Origin of the sequence: Lentzea xinjiangensis (genome assembly GCF_900110955.1) — a bacterium.
In the GTDB taxonomy this organism is placed as follows: Bacteria; Actinomycetota; Actinomycetes; order Mycobacteriales; family Pseudonocardiaceae; genus Lentzea; species Lentzea xinjiangensis.
Genome location: NZ_FOFR01000001.1, coordinates 782,197 through 795,835, shown reverse-complemented (window position 1 = coordinate 795,835; position 13,639 = coordinate 782,197). Strand labels below are relative to the sequence as shown.

General features: G+C 70.5%; 15 protein-coding genes. 2 read left to right on the top strand and 13 right to left on the bottom strand.

Features of this window, described 5'->3' with window-relative positions; all coding sequences use genetic code 11:
* Positions 1-8 precede the first annotated feature (8 nt).
* Entirely contained in the window at positions 9-1,868 is a 1,860-nt protein-coding gene (gene glmS / locus BMW88_RS04070; protein WP_089949108.1) for a glutamine--fructose-6-phosphate transaminase (isomerizing), read from the bottom strand.
* A 133-nt stretch (positions 1,869-2,001) separates the two neighbouring features.
* Between glmS and BMW88_RS04065 the strand changes: the two genes are divergently transcribed.
* Complete coding sequence (locus BMW88_RS04065) at positions 2,002-2,829, top strand: dienelactone hydrolase family protein (protein ID WP_089949106.1); 828 nt, start codon at positions 2,002-2,004, stop codon at positions 2,827-2,829.
* Positions 2,830-2,839: 10 nt separating this feature from the next.
* Positions 2,840-3,529, top strand: a complete 690-nt coding sequence (locus BMW88_RS04060; protein ID WP_143115959.1) for a hypothetical protein — start codon at positions 2,840-2,842, stop codon at positions 3,527-3,529.
* 50 nt (positions 3,530-3,579) lie between these two features.
* On the opposite strand, the gene BMW88_RS04055 is transcribed toward BMW88_RS04060, so the two are convergent.
* The 12 genes from BMW88_RS04055 to BMW88_RS04005 all read right to left on the bottom strand — a co-directional run bounded on the left by BMW88_RS04055 (position 3,580) and on the right by BMW88_RS04005 (position 13,628).
* Complete coding sequence (locus BMW88_RS04055; RefSeq protein ID WP_089949103.1) at positions 3,580-4,086, bottom strand: hypothetical protein; 507 nt, start codon at positions 4,084-4,086, stop codon at positions 3,580-3,582.
* Positions 4,083-6,770: a WXG100 family type VII secretion target gene (locus tag BMW88_RS04050; protein ID WP_089949101.1), complete on the bottom strand. Its 2,688-nt coding sequence runs from the start codon at positions 6,768-6,770 to the stop codon at positions 4,083-4,085. Before BMW88_RS04050 ends, BMW88_RS04055 begins: the two co-directional genes overlap by 4 nt.
* Positions 6,771-6,776: 6 nt before the next feature.
* Positions 6,777-7,082, bottom strand: a complete 306-nt coding sequence (locus tag BMW88_RS04045) for a type VII secretion target (protein ID WP_089949100.1) — start codon at positions 7,080-7,082, stop codon at positions 6,777-6,779.
* A 147-nt stretch (positions 7,083-7,229) separates the two neighbouring features.
* Positions 7,230-7,607 (bottom strand): hypothetical protein, encoded by a 378-nt coding sequence (locus BMW88_RS04040; protein WP_089949098.1) that lies wholly within the window; start codon positions 7,605-7,607, stop codon positions 7,230-7,232.
* Between the two features lie 6 nt (positions 7,608-7,613).
* Positions 7,614-7,745, bottom strand: a complete 132-nt coding sequence (locus BMW88_RS43940) for a hypothetical protein (protein WP_281249356.1) — start codon at positions 7,743-7,745, stop codon at positions 7,614-7,616.
* 32 nt (positions 7,746-7,777) lie between these two features.
* Complete coding sequence (gene glmM / locus BMW88_RS04035) at positions 7,778-9,112, bottom strand: phosphoglucosamine mutase (RefSeq protein WP_089949097.1); 1,335 nt, start codon at positions 9,110-9,112, stop codon at positions 7,778-7,780.
* Positions 9,113-9,303: 191 nt separating this feature from the next.
* Complete coding sequence (gene rpsI / locus BMW88_RS04030) at positions 9,304-9,849, bottom strand: 30S ribosomal protein S9 (protein WP_089949095.1); 546 nt, start codon at positions 9,847-9,849, stop codon at positions 9,304-9,306.
* A gap of 26 nt (positions 9,850-9,875) precedes the next feature.
* Positions 9,876-10,319 carry a 50S ribosomal protein L13 gene (gene rplM / locus BMW88_RS04025; protein ID WP_030472013.1) on the bottom strand — a complete coding sequence of 148 codons (444 nt, stop codon included), beginning with the start codon at positions 10,317-10,319 and terminating at the stop codon, positions 9,876-9,878.
* Between the two features lie 256 nt (positions 10,320-10,575).
* Complete coding sequence (locus BMW88_RS04020; RefSeq protein ID WP_089949094.1) at positions 10,576-10,860, bottom strand: WXG100 family type VII secretion target; 285 nt, start codon at positions 10,858-10,860, stop codon at positions 10,576-10,578.
* Between the two features lie 72 nt (positions 10,861-10,932).
* Positions 10,933-11,244, bottom strand: a complete 312-nt coding sequence (locus BMW88_RS04015) for a WXG100 family type VII secretion target (RefSeq protein WP_089949092.1) — start codon at positions 11,242-11,244, stop codon at positions 10,933-10,935.
* A 146-nt stretch (positions 11,245-11,390) separates the two neighbouring features.
* Positions 11,391-11,786: a hypothetical protein gene (locus BMW88_RS04010; RefSeq protein ID WP_089949091.1), complete on the bottom strand. Its 396-nt coding sequence runs from the start codon at positions 11,784-11,786 to the stop codon at positions 11,391-11,393.
* Positions 11,787-11,810: 24 nt separating this feature from the next.
* Complete coding sequence (locus BMW88_RS04005) at positions 11,811-13,628, bottom strand: type VII secretion-associated protein (protein ID WP_089949089.1); 1,818 nt, start codon at positions 13,626-13,628, stop codon at positions 11,811-11,813.
* Positions 13,629-13,639 lie beyond the last annotated feature (11 nt).

Genomic DNA, 13,639 nt, shown 5'->3' with positions numbered 1-13,639 from the left:
GGGGTCACCTACTCGACCGTAACGGACTTCGCCAGGTTGCGAGGCTTGTCCACGTCGTAGCCGCGGCTGCGCGCGATCTCGGCCGCGAGCACCTGCAGCGGCACCGTCGAGATGAGCGGCTGCAACAGCGTCGGGACGGCCGGGATCTCGATCAGGTGGTCGGCGAACGGGCGCACGGTCTCGTCGCCCTCCTCGGCGATCACGATCGTGCGGGCGCCGCGGGCCTGGATCTCGCTGATGTTCGACACCAGCTTCGAGTGCAGGACGGCGCGGCCCTTCGGCGACGGCATGACCACGACGACCGGGAGGTCCTCCTCGATCAGCGCGATCGGGCCGTGCTTGAGCTCGCCCGCCGCGAAGCCCTCGGCGTGCATGTAGGCGAGCTCCTTGAGCTTGAGCGCGCCCTCCAGGGCCACCGGGTAGCCGACGTGGCGGCCGAGGAACAGCACCGCCTTCGAGTCGGCGAGCTCGCGGCCGAGAGCGCGGACCTGCTCGACGGTGCCGAGCACGCGCTGCACGGCGGCGGGCATGGCCTCCAGCTCGTGGAACTCGCGGGCCACCTCGTCCGGGTACTTGGTGCCGCGGGCCTGCGCCAGGGCCAGGCCGACGAGGTAGTTCGCGGCGATCTGGGCGAGGAACGCCTTCGTCGACGCGACACCGATCTCCGGACCGGCGTGCGTGTAGAGGACGGCGTCGGACTCGCGCGGGATCTGCGCGCCGTTGGTGTTGCAGACGGCCAGGACGCGGGCCTTCTGCGCGCGGGCGTGGCGCACGGCCTCCAGCGTGTCCGCGGTCTCGCCGGACTGCGACACGGCGACGACGAGCGTGTCGCGGTCGAGCACCGGGTCGCGGTAGCGGAACTCCGAGGCGAGCTCGACCTCGACGGGCAGGCGGGTCCAGTGCTCGATCGCGTACTTCGCGACGAGGCCGGAGTGGTAGGCGGAGCCGCAGGCGACGACGAAGACCTTGTCGACGTCGCGCAGGTCCTGGTCGGACAGGCGCTGCTCGTCGAGGACGATCCGGCCGTTCGCGAAGTGGCCGCGCAGCGTGTTGGCCAGCGCCTCCGGCTGCTCCTCGATCTCCTTGAGCATGAAGTACTCGTGGCCGCCCTTCTCGGCGGCGCTGAGGTCCCAGTTCACCGTGAACGGCTTGGCCTCTGCCTGCTCGCCGTCGAAGTCGGTGACCTGGTAGCCGTCGCGGCTGATCACGACCATCTGGTCCTGACCGAGCTCGACGGCCTCCTTGGTGTGCGCGATGAACGCGGCGACGTCGCTCGCGACGAAGTACTCGTCCTGGCCGACGCCGACGACCAGCGGCGAGTTGCGCCGCGCGGCCACGACCTGGTCGGGCTCGTCGGCGTGCGTGATCACGAGCGTGAACGCGCCTTCGAGCCGCCGCGCGACCTTGCGCACGCTGGCGGGCAGGTCGCCCTTCGTGTCGCCCTCGCCGTACGCGAACGCCACGAGGTGCGCGACCGTCTCGGTGTCGGTGTCGGACGCCATCTCGACGCCGAGGCCTTCGAGCTCGGCGCGCAGCGCGAGGAAGTTCTCGATGATCCCGTTGTGCACCACGGCGACGCGGTTCGACGCGTCGCGGTGCGGGTGCGAGTTGCGGTCGATCGGCGCGCCGTGCGTCGCCCACCGCGTGTGGCCCATGCCGACGGTGCCCGCGAAGTTGTCGCGGCCCACCTCGTCGAGCCTCGCCTCCAGGTTCTGCAGCCGGCCCGCCTTGCGCTCGACGGCGAGGTCGCCGCCCGCGACGACCGCGACGCCCGCCGAGTCGTAACCCCGGTACTCGAGCCGCCTCAGCCCGTCCAGCACGACGTCGAGCGCCGACTGGTGACCCACGTATCCCACGATTCCGCACACGCAAAACAGACTAGCTAGACCACGCCGCTAACCCTAACGAGTGATGACGCTCCGTTACCGCAGGTCAGGGACATTTTTGGTGTAGACCAATCTCGGGTGTGGTGGGGGCGACAGGATCGACTACGGTGCACGCATGGCTCGCCGCGTGATCACGCTGACCGCGAAACAGGCCCTCGAGCAGCTCAGCAGGCCCGGTCCGCACCCCGTGCTGCGCGGCGACCTCGCGCTCGTCGGCCTGCCGGGCGCGATCTTCACCCCGCGGTCCGGTCTCGGCCTGCCCGCCGTCGCGTTCGGACACGGCTGGATGCAGCCCGTCCGCCGCTACCACGGCCTTTTGCGGCACCTGGCATCGTGGGGCGTGGTCGCCGCCGCCCCTGCCGTCGAGCGCGGCCCGCTGCTGTCGGCCCGCGTGCTCGCGGCGAACCTCCTGACCACTTTGGACATCTCCACCGGTGTGCGGCTGGGTTCCGGCGAGATCAGCGTCGACCCGGCCCGCGTCGCCCTGGCTGGCCACTCGATGGGCGGTGGCGCGGCCGTGCTGGCGGCGTCGGAGACCGACCGCGTCCGCGCCGTTGTGACTTTGGCCGCAACGGAGACGCGCCCGTCCGCCCTGGACGCCGCCCGCGAGGTCCGCGCGCCCGGACTGCACCTCGCCGCGGGCGAGGACCGCATCGCACCGCCGGTCGGCCACGCCGAGGCCATCGCGCAGGCCTGGGGCGGACCGGTGCAGTTCCGGTTGCTGCCCAAGGCATCGCACCTCGGCTTCACCGAGGGACGGCACTGGAGCGAGCTGGTGCTGGACGGTCACGCCGAGCGGGGCTCGCACAAGATCGGCCGCGCGTTCGCGACCGCGTTCCTGCTGCGCGTGCTGACCGGTGAGCGCGCGTACGACGAGCTGCTCGACACCGACCTGAAGACCGCGAACCTGGTCTTCCAGCGGGAAGCGCTGCGCACCCGCTAGGTTGCTCGGCGTGATGCCGAATCAGGGTTGGCAGCAACAACAACCGCAGCAGCAGTGGGGCCCGCCCCCTGCGCCGCCGAAGCGCGGCAGCTTCGCGATGGCCGTCGCCGTCGCCGTGGCCGCGTTCGGAGTCGCCGTGTACTGGGCGATCCTCGGGGTCATGAGGATCATCATCAAACGCCCGCACCAGTCGGAGCCGGACGTCGTCGCGCGCCTGCTGGCGCAGACCGGCGGCAACGGCGACCTGCTGGCCCCGCTGAGCATCGCCGACATGGTGCTCAAGCTGCTCGCGGCGGTGGTGCTGGTGTTCGGCGCGTTGCTGATCGTCCTGCGCAAGGTGCCCGGCGCGTTCCTCGTCGCCGGTGCCGTCCTGCTGGGGATCCTCGCCGCGGCCTGCCACTTCTTCTACTACGACCAGATCGGCTGGAGCGGCACCAGCGACACCTACGTCGTCGCCGCCCTCACCCTCGTCGTCGGCGTGGCCGCGATCCTGCCACCGGTGACCAACGCGCTCCAGCCCGCCGCGCAGCCGCAGTTCGGCCACCCCCAGGGCGGCCATCCCCAGTTCGGCAACCCCGGCGCGCAGCCGCAGTTCCCGCAGCAGCCCCAGTTCCCGCAGCAGTTCCCGCCGCAGCAGCCGCCACCCGGCCACGGGCCTGCTCAGGGACCGCCGCCGCCCGGTTACGGTCCGCCCCGCTGAACGACGAACGCCCCGGGTCCGCGTGGACCCGGGGCGTTCGTCGTTCAGCGTCAGGAAAGCCAGCTCTGGTTGCTCAGGTCGTCGTCATCGTCGACCGGCGGCCGCGGGCGACGAGGCGCGGGAGGCTGGCGGACCGGCGGCGGGGGCGCCACCGGCTGCGCGACGGCCGGGGGCTGGCGCACCTGCGGCTGCACCGGCTCCTGCCGGCCGCGCATGAAGGCCTCCGACTGGGCGCGCATCTCGCGCTCCTGCCGTTCCTTCTCGATCTGCGCGATCTCCTCGGCGAGGTCGTCGTGCGGACTGGCGGTCTCGTCCTCCAGCCCGAACGAGAGCTCCTTGCCGCGGTCCTTCTGCTGGCCCTCGCCTCGCTGGGTGCGGGCCATCTCGCGGAGCCGCTCGGTGAGCCGCTGCTTGCGGTCGGCGAACTTGTCGTGGCTCTCCTGCGTCGCCTTCGTCGACTCGTCGAACTTCTGCCTGGCGTCGGCCATGCGCGAGGAGTGCTCCGACCTGATGCCGGACAGCTTCGCCTTGAACGCGGTGAGGTCGAGATCGCTCACCAGCCACCACCCCGGTTGCCGTCGTCACCGCTGAGCACGCCCTGGGCTGCGCTCAGCGGATTGCTGTTGTCCTCGTCGAACAACGAACCGGTGGTGCGCCACTGGCTCGCGCCCCGCTCGCTGTCGCCGCCCTGCTGACCACCGGCGCCGCCACCCATCATGCCGCCGCCCATCATCCCGCCGCCCATCATGCCGCCGGACGCGGCACCGGACGCGGGCTGGCCGTGGGCGTCCTGCAGGGACGGCAGGTTCGCCGAACCCGCCTGGCCCGCCTCGGAGGCGTTCGTGTTGAAGGAGGTGCCGTTGTCGCCCTGCGACGGCGTGCTCCACGCGCTGTCGGCCGGCGCCGAGCCGCCGAGCACGGACTCGCTGGACGACCCTCCGCCGGTGAAGGAGACACCGGAGGTCATCGTGCTGTCCGACGCGACCGCGGTCTGCGCGAGGAGCGGGCCGTCAGCCGAGGGCCTCGGCTCGCCGAGGCTCGGCATGATGCCGTTGTCCTCGATGAAGCTGCGAGCCGCCGAGTCCTGGAAGCGCTCGGCGATGTTCGGCGCGCCGTCCTGGCCCGGCGGGCTCCAGACCTGGTCGGCCTGGGCGGGCATCGTCTGGAAGTCGGCCTGGGCCGGCACGGCCTGGAACTCGCCTTGCGCGGGCATCGTCTGGAACTCGCCCTGCGCGGGCACCGCCTGCGGAAAGTCCCGCTCCGGCAGGGTCAGCGGCTCGTCGAGCCGCAGGTCGCCGGTCATGCCGCCACCCGCGCCACCACCACCGGCCGCGGGGTTCTCGTCCTCGCCGAAGCTCACGCCGATCCGGTCCGGCGTGCCGTCGCCGTCGTCCGCGGTCAGGTTGATCTCGCCGGTGGCGGCGTCGACCTCGGCGGTGAAGCTCACGCCGTCCTGCTCGATGTGGATCTTGCCGTCGGCGCCGACCTCGACCGGGATGGGGTTGGACTCCGAGCCGGGCGGCCCGGCGGTGGGTGCCGCGCCGACACCGGGCGCGGGCGTGCCGCCGGCGACAGGTGCGGACGCCGGCGAGGCGTGGGGCGTTGCCGAGGCGGTGAGCTGGCCGGCCATGGCCGTGATGGCCTGGGCGCCGTTCTGGCCCATCAGCGCCTTGGCTGCCTCGGGGTTCTTGCTGAAGTCGAGGTCGTAGGTCTTCGGCTCGCCCTTCGGCGTGTCGATCGTCATCTTCACGTGCCCGTTCGAGTCGGGCTCCGTGACCTTGATCGTGTTGTCGCCGGCCTGGACCGTGACGGACTCGAGGTTCTCCTCGGGCTTGGGCTGGTTGTCCGGCTTGCCGTCGCCGTCGAGGTCGTCGGGCTTGCCGTCGCCGTCGGTGTCGCCCGGCACGTCCGGCTTGCCGTCACCGTTGGCGTCGAGCGGGTTCTCCGGCTTCGGGATTTGCGGCGCACCGCCGCCCGCGCCGCCGCCGGGCGAGCCGCCACCGCTGCCGGTCGAACCGCCGCCACTGCCGGGCTGGTCCTTGCCGCCACCGCCGGTGTTGTCACCCGGCTTCTCGGCGGGCTTCTGGGCCGGCTGCTCCTTGGCGGGCTCGAACGGCTTGGTGTTGATCTTGTCGATCTCGGCGCCGAGCGCGTTCCACGCGTCGTCGACCGCCTTCTTGGTGTTCTTGCAGAGTTCTTCGAAGCTCTTGTACTTCGTGCTGACGTCCTTGTGGAAGGTGGTCTGCAGCCACTCCCGGCAGCCCTTGCGGACCTCGCCCTTCCAGACGTCGTCGTCGCACGCCCCGTCGTCGATCTGGATGCCGACGTGCCCGGCGGCGCGCTTGAGGACGCCCTCGTCCTCGGTGTCCGCGGCCTGGATGATCTCGCGGATCTGCGGGGGCGTCTTGCCCGCGATGTCGAACGGGCTGCCCACCCCGTTGAGGACGGTGTTCGCCTTGTCGTTCACGAGCTGCGAGACGGTATGGCACGCCAGGCGCGTCGCGTCGGCGATGTGGTTCACGCCGTCGGCGACGGCGGCCGCCTTCTTCGAGAAGTCGGCGACGAAGGCGCGGGAGTTGTCCGCCGCCTGACCGTCCCAGGTCGACCACAGCTTCGACATCGACTTCTCGGAGTCGGCCTGCTGGGTGCGCAGGTTGGTGGAGACCTGCCGCATCTCCACGATGTCTTCGTCGATCCTGTGGAAGTCGATGTCGCGCTGCTCGTCGTAGAGCGTCTTGACGTTGTTGAAGTCGGTGTTGACGTCCGCGCCGACGCCGATGACGGACTTCGCCTCCGCGTAGACCGGGAGGAAGTTCTCGAAGTACTTGAGGCCCGGCGCTCCGGCGTCGAGCAGGAAGTTCGAGTTGCCGACACCCGCGCCGCCGTCGGCCGCGCGCTGTTCCGACTGGTCCAGCGTGTTCTGGCCGGCCTTCTTGGCGTTGTTGTGGTCGTCGATCTTCTTCTGACCGGCTTCGCCCGACTTCTTCGCGATGTCGTAGGCGTTGTTCAGCCGTTCTTCCGAACTGTCCGACCACGGCAGGGAGTTCGACAGCGACTGGCCGAAACCGTCACCGTAGGAGATGTCGTAGTCGTCGAGGTACTTCTCGAGCTCATCGTTGTGCGTGCCGGTGACGTCCTTGTCCATCTCGGTCGTGTAATACGCCTCGAGAAGGGCTTTCTTCTGCTCCGGCGGGACTTCGGGGTTGTCGCAGAGCTTCTTGACTTCTTCCCAGGTGGGCATCTGCGACTACCTCCCCTGCTTGCTGAGGTTGGCGGCGTTGGCCTCGTCGGTCCACTCGTAGCCGTTCGCGGATTCGCGCAGCTTGTCCGAGAGGCCCTTCATCGCGGCGGAGTAGGCACCGATCGCCTCGGCCATCTTCGGCAGGCCGGCCTTGTACTTGGCGCCGCCGGCGGTGTGCGCGCGACCGAAGTCCTTCTCGCTCACGGCACTCGCGGTGATCTTCGCCTTGTAGTTCTCGATCTCGGTCGCGATGCCCTGGATGGTCGTCGCGGACGACATCATTTCGCCGGCGTTCGCCTGATAGCCAGACATGTGCTCCTGCCTCCCCTAGTCCCCGATCTGACGCAGTTCGGCTCAGCGGGGTTCCGCCATACAGTGCCAGCTCGGGTCACGCACCGGCCCGGGCTTCGCGAGGTCGGTTGCCTTAGTGAACAGCGACCCGGCCCGGGCCGCCGGAGATCACCGCTGAGCGGGCGGAGGTGGTTGCTGACCAGGCGGTTGCCGGGGCCACTGCTGATCGGGAGGGGGTGCCTGCTGCTGGCCGGGAGGCGGTCCCTGCTGCCAGTCCTGCTGACCGGAGGGCGGCCCCTGCTGCGGGTACTGCTGACCGGGAGGCGGCCCCTGCTGCCAGTGCTGCTGACCGGAGGGCGGCCCCTGCTGCCAGGGCTGCTGTCCCTGGTGCCACTGCTGCTGGGGCGGGTGGCCCTGGCCAGGCGGGAACTGCGGCTGCCGGGACCGCTTGCCCCGGTTCTTCACGGTGATCACGACGATCACCGCGACCACGACCAGGGCCAGGACGAACAGGGTGATCAGGAGGTGGACCGGTCCGAAGTTCACGACGGGTCACCACCCGTTCCGCGCGGGCGGCTGCTGGGGCGGGTGCGGGGGCCGGACCGGCTTCTTCTTCGCCGCCACGACGACGGCGACGACCACCGCCGTCAGACCTCCCGCCAGCACCAGGAGTATCAACAGCATCAGCACGCTCACAGCCGGCCCCCGATCAGTCCTCAGTGCACTGAGGAAACCACATCCGCGAGCCGCCGCGCCGCCGACTCGGCCTGTTCGTGGCTGGTCGCCTCGACCATCACCCGCACGAGCTGCTCGGTGCCGGACGGGCGCAGCAGCACGCGGCCCGTGTCGCCCAGCTCGGCCTCGACGGCGGCGACGGCCTCACCGACCGTCGCGGCCTGGGCGACCGCGGCCTTGTCGGTGACCTTCACGTTGATCAGCACCTGCGGCAGGCGGCGCATCACCGAGGCGAGGTCGGCGAGCGGCTTGCCGGTCTCGGCCATGCGGGCCATCAGGCGCAGCGCGGTGAGCAGGCCGTCGCCGGTGGTGGCGTGCGCGGGCAGCACCACGTGACCCGACTGCTCGCCGCCGAGCGAGTAGCCGCCGGCCTTGAGGTCCTGCAGCACGTAGCGGTCGCCGACGGCGGTGGTGCGGAGCCGGATGCCGGCTTCCTTCATGGCGAGGTGCAGGCCGAGGTTGCTCATCACCGTGGCGACGAGCGTGTCCTCGTACAGCTCGCCCGCGTCGCGCATGGCGAGCGCGAGGACGGCGAGGATCTGGTCGCCGTCGACCGGGTTGCCCTCGGCGTCGACGGCGAGGCACCGGTCGGCGTCACCGTCGTGCGCGATGCCGAGGTCGGCGCCGTGCTCGCGGACCGCCGCAGCGACGACCTCGATGTGGGTGGAACCACAGCCGTCGTTGATGTTGAGCCCGTCCGGGGTCGCGTTGATCGCGATCACCTCGGCGCCGGCGCGGCGGTACGCGTCCGGTGCGGCCACCGACGCGGCACCGTTCGCGCAGTCCACCACGACCTTGAGGCCGTCGAGGCGGTGCGGGGTGACCTTGAGCAGGTGCTCGACGTACTGGGTCTCGGCGTCGGGGACGTCGCGGACGCGGCCGATGGCGGCGCCGGTCGGGCGGTCGAAGCCGGTGCCCATGAGCCGCTCGATCTCGTCCTCGACCTCGTCGGGCAGCTTGTGACCGCCGGCGGCGAAGAGCTTGATCCCGTTGTCCGGCATCGCGTTGTGCGACGCGGAGATCATCACGCCGAGATCGGCGCCGAGCGCGGCGACGAGGTGCGCGACGGCGGGAGTCGGCAGCGCGCCGACGCGCAGCACGTCCGCTCCGGCCGAGGCGAGGCCCGCGGTGACGGCGGCGTCGAGCATCTCACTGCTCGCCCTCGGGTCGCGGCCGACGACGGCGACGGGGCGGTGGCTGCGGTCGTGCTCGGCGAGCACGCGTGCCGCTGCGGCGGCGACGGACATCGCGAGCTCAGGGCTGAGGTCCGCGTTGGCGAGACCACGCACTCCGTCGGTGCCGAACAGGCGGGCCATGAATCCTCCGAATTGGACACTGCGAGGCGACGGGAAAGACCCGGAAAACACCACGGGAGCAGCAGTTCGAGGTGAACTGCTGCTCCCACGGGTACAGCGTGGTGACGCTCGGGGTGCGGAGTGTCCCCGCAGTCACCGCGGAGGAGCGGCGGCCCGCCGAAGGCAGACCAGGCTCGCTCCGCGGCGGAGCATCAGCGCTTGGAGTACTGAGGCGCCTTGCGGGCCTTCTTCAGACCGTACTTCTTGCGCTCCTTGACCCTCGGGTCACGGGTGAGGAAGCCGGCCTTCTTGAGCACCGGGCGGTCCTCGGAGTCGACGGCGATCAGCGCACGCGCGATGGCGAGACGCAGCGCACCGGCCTGGCCGGTGATGCCCCCGCCACGCAGGTTGGCGATCACGTCGAAGGTCTCGGGCTTCTCCGTGGTGACGAGCGGCTCCTTGATGAGCTGCTGGTGCACCTTGTTCGGGAAGTAGTCCTCGAGGGCCTTGCCGTTCAGCGTGAACTTGCCGGTGCCGGGCACGAGGCGGACGCGGACGACGGCCTCCTTGCGGCGGCCGACGGTCTGCGCGAGGTGCGCGGCGCCGTTCAGCGAGGGCGCGACCACCGGCGCGGAGGTCTCCTCGACCTCGGCCTCGTCGGCCTCGGCCTCAGGAGCCTCGACGACCTCGGCCTCGACAACCTCAGCCTCGACCTCGGGGGTCTCGACCTCAGGGGTCTCGTTCTCAGGGGTGGTCACAGGAACTTCCTCGGTGTACTCGTCGCTCACTGGGCGATCTTCTTGATCTCGAAGGCCTGCGGCTGCTGCGCCGCGTGCGGGTGGTTCGGTCCGCTGTAGACCTTCAGCTTGTTCGCGATCTGACGGCCCAGGCGGTTCTTGGGCAGCATGCCCTTGATCGCCTTCTCCACCAGGCGGTCCGGACGGGTGTCCAGGACCTCGCCGAAGGACTGCTTGCGCAGACCGCCGGGGAAGCCGGAGTGGCGGTACTGGAACTCCTGGTCCCGCTTCGAGCCGGTCAGGGCGACCTTGTCCGCGTTGATGATGACAACGAAGTCACCGGTGTCAACGTGAGGGGCATAGGTCGGCTTGTGCTTGCCGCGCAGCAGCGTCGCGGCCTGGGTGGCGAGCCGGCCGAGCACCACGTCCTGGGCGTCGATCACGTGCCAGGTGCGGGTCACCTCACCGGGCTTCGGGCTGTACGTGCGCACGGATCTACCTCGTCGTCACTTGCGTCTGGGGTCACTGCGGCGGTTGCCCCAGACCGATCTTGGACTTGCCAAGCGGAGGTTCCGAGACAGGCGCGGCACACATGGGCGCCAGCTACCGCACAACAACGTAAGAAGATACCGGATGGGTGGCACGGGGACCAAAACGGGTCCTCCCACCCACCTCGCTCCGGACGTACGCGAGCCCCGGACCACGTGGTTCCGGGGCTCGCGAGGGGTCTGGCGACTAGCGGCCGGCTCAGCCCCAGCGGGAGGCGTTGCGGCGCTCACCCTCCTGGTAGGCCTCGGCGGCCTGCTGGACGGCGACACCGATGGAGGAGAGCACCTGCGCCAGGTCGCTGGCGGCCGTGTCCCACTCGCGCTGGGCGTTGTTGTAGGCCTCGGAGCTCTCACCGTCGTAGCCGGCGAGCACGTTCTTGACGCGACCCTCCAGGGCCTCCAGCTCGCCGCTGATCTTGTTGTGGGCGCTGGAGATCTGCGACGAGGCGCTCATCAGCTCGCCGAACGTGACCTTGATTGACATTGCTCTTGTCCCCTTGAAGTACCGAAGAAGTCTGTGGATGGAGAGGTGCTTGCCGAGCGAGAACCGGGAAGATCAGCCGAGGCGGCCGGCGATGCCCGTCATCGACGAGCCCTGCTCGTCCTCACGCACGTCCATGTCCTGCGCGGTGCCGGCGAGACCCTCGCCGATGACCTCGAGGGCGTTGAGCAGCTTGGTCTGGTTCTCGCGGTAGCGCTCCATCAGCTTGCTGAACGCCTGGGCCGCCGGGCCCTCCCACGAGCCGCGCAGCGTCTCGCAGGTCGACTGGACCGAGCGGAGGATGCCGTCGAACTCCGACCTGGCGTTGTTGACGTCCTTGGCGAGAGTCGCGATCTCCTGCGGAGTCGCGGTGAAGCCACCAGCCATTGTCAGATCCCCTTAGTTTGGTGCGTAGGTCGTACCACTTGGTTCGTACGCCTCTTCTGACGGGAACCCTGCCACGCCGGTTCCGTCTTGTCCGCAGAAGGTTCCAAGTAGTTGCTCAAGTAAACGGGCCACGAGCGCCGGAAGGTTCAATAGAGGATTCGCGACTGCGAAAAGTCCTCGTCATCGTCACTCGCAGGAGGGAGCTGACCGCTCGGACCGGCGACGGCGACCGACCCCAGCGCGACCGGTTCCGTCTCAACAGGACCGGCGGACGCCCGCTCCGCGGCCCCGGAAGCGTCCGGGACCTCCTCGACCGGCAGGCCGCGGTCCCGCCGGAACGCCGTGGCGGATTCCCTGAGCTGCGCGGAGGTGGCAGGGGCACCTGGTCCCGCCGTGCGCGCACGCGCCCGTTCGGCCAGATCACGGGTGCGTTCCCGCAGCTTCGCGTTGCGTTCACCTACCTCGCCCGCGGCTCGGCGGGCGCGGGTAACGGCGGCTCCCACCTCGGCGCGGAACCGGCTCAGAGCCTCACTGGCGGACATCGGCGACTCCCTGGTGGTGCGTGGTCACGACTTGATGAGGAGCGTCCGGACGACCTGCTCGCAAGCGGTCCTGACCTGGTCCCGCACGGCCTGCGCCGCCTGGCAGCCCACGCTCACCTGGACCTCGCCCCGGAACTGGATGTACCAGTCGACGCCGGTCGCGCCGACCACTTCGCGATAGTGAACAACGGATTTTTCCGCGAATGTGGCGCTGTCGGTGAAACCGGTCACGTCGTCGCCATTGTTCACACGTTGGTCGTAGGTCTTCCGCAACTCGCTCAGCGCGCGAGGGCGGTCCTTGTCGCTGTCGTAAGTGAGAGTTTGCTCCTGCACAGCAATACGCGCTTCCGGCGATTTGCCATCGGAATTCTCGCGATCAACCGGTTGCAAAAGCACCTGCCGGTCCGGTGCCGCGCCGCCGGTCTGCTCCCACCCCGCGGGCGGGATGAAGCTGTAGTCGTAGACGGCGATCCGGTCGCTCGGCGGCTCCGATCGCTGCTGCGCCTTCTCGCGGTTCAGCCACAGGTAGCCGCCGACGCCCGCCGCGGCGAGCACGGCCACGAGACCGATCGTGACGAACAGGGGCGTCCTGCTCTTCCTCGGCGCCGGCTGCGGCGGTGCGGGGAAGGGGGCGCGGAACTGGCCGGGCGGCGGCGGGGTGATCCGGCGGGTGATCTTGCGGGTGGTGTCGTCGCCGACCCGGATGTTGTGAGTGATCTCACCCGGACCGCCCTTGGGGGGCGTGTGCTGCTGCGGCGCCATCCCACCGGTCCGCTCCGGGTCGAGGCTGACCGCCCGCAGCGCGCCCCTGGCGACCACGGTCTCCGGCTGGTCGATGCTCGTGGGCACGACTCGGGTGTGGTCGTGCACGAGCCGCGCGACCAACGGGATCCGGCTCGACCCGCCGACCAGGAACACCCCGGCGAGCTGTCCCGGCGCGAGGCCGGAGTCGCGGATCGCGGCACCGACCAGCGCGGCGGCCCTGCCCAGCGGCGCGGTGATGAGCTGCTCCAGGTCGGACCGCGTCACGTGCGCGTCCGGGAACGGCGGCGGCATCGGCACGTCGGTGTAGGCGTGCCTGGACAGCGTCTCCTTGGCGCCCCGGACGTCCTGCCGCAGCACCCGCCGCTTGCGCCGGTCGGCCATCTCGCGCCCCTCGACGAGCTGCCGCCACGCCTCGGGGTCCCCGGCCGCGACGAGGCCGCCGAGGTGCTCCAGCAGCGCCTGGTCGATGTCGGCGCCGCCGAAGCCGGGATCACCCTTGGTGGACAGCACCCGGAAGCTCCTGCCCGCGCGCGCCACGACGCTCGCGTCGACCGTGCCGCCGCCGAGGTCGAGCACGGCGAGCGCGGCGCCGTCCGGAACGGAGTGGCTCGCGGAGTGGAAGACGGCCGCGGCGACGGGCTCCGGCACGAGGACCAGCTCACGACCGAGCCCGCGCCCTGCCTGCACGAGGACGCGAGTGCGCACCGTGCCCCAGTCGGCGGGATGAGTCAGCACGAGGAGATCGACGGGCGCCCCACCACCAACGCGCCGTGCTTCTCCCACGGCACGAGCCAGCACCGCGCGCACAACGTCCACAACGGGCAGCACGGAACTGCCGAGCAGCAACTCGCCTTCGTCGACGCGGCGCTTCGGGTGCGGCTCGTAGCGGGCGGGGTCGACCGCGGCCTGGCGCTCGGCCTCGTGACCGACGAACAGCGTCCCGTCGGCGGCGGCGAACACCGCGGACGGCACCAGCGGCTGGCCGTCGAACACGACGACCTGCGGCTCCCGCCCGTGCACCGAGACGGCGACGCAGGTGCTCGACGTGCCGAAGTCGACCGCGACGTGCAGGCTCATGCACCTTCCCC

Coding starts and splice junctions, on each gene's coding strand:
- BMW88_RS04020 (WP_089949094.1), bottom strand. CDS start 10,860: ATGTCAATCAAGGTCACGTTCGGCGAGCTGATGAGCGCCTCGTCGCAG.
- BMW88_RS43940 (WP_281249356.1), bottom strand. CDS start 7,745: ATGCTGTTGATACTCCTGGTGCTGGCGGGAGGTCTGACGGCGGTGGTC.
- BMW88_RS04065 (WP_089949106.1), top strand. CDS start 2,002: ATGGCTCGCCGCGTGATCACGCTGACCGCGAAACAGGCCCTCGAGCAG.
- glmM (WP_089949097.1), bottom strand. CDS start 9,112: ATGGCCCGCCTGTTCGGCACCGACGGAGTGCGTGGTCTCGCCAACGCG.
- BMW88_RS04005 (WP_089949089.1), bottom strand. CDS start 13,628: ATGAGCCTGCACGTCGCGGTCGACTTCGGCACGTCGAGCACCTGCGTC.
- BMW88_RS04015 (WP_089949092.1), bottom strand. CDS start 11,244: ATGGCTGGTGGCTTCACCGCGACTCCGCAGGAGATCGCGACTCTCGCC.
- BMW88_RS04010 (WP_089949091.1), bottom strand. CDS start 11,786: ATGTCCGCCAGTGAGGCTCTGAGCCGGTTCCGCGCCGAGGTGGGAGCC.
- BMW88_RS04045 (WP_089949100.1), bottom strand. CDS start 7,082: ATGTCTGGCTATCAGGCGAACGCCGGCGAAATGATGTCGTCCGCGACG.
- BMW88_RS04050 (WP_089949101.1), bottom strand. CDS start 6,770: ATGCCCACCTGGGAAGAAGTCAAGAAGCTCTGCGACAACCCCGAAGTC.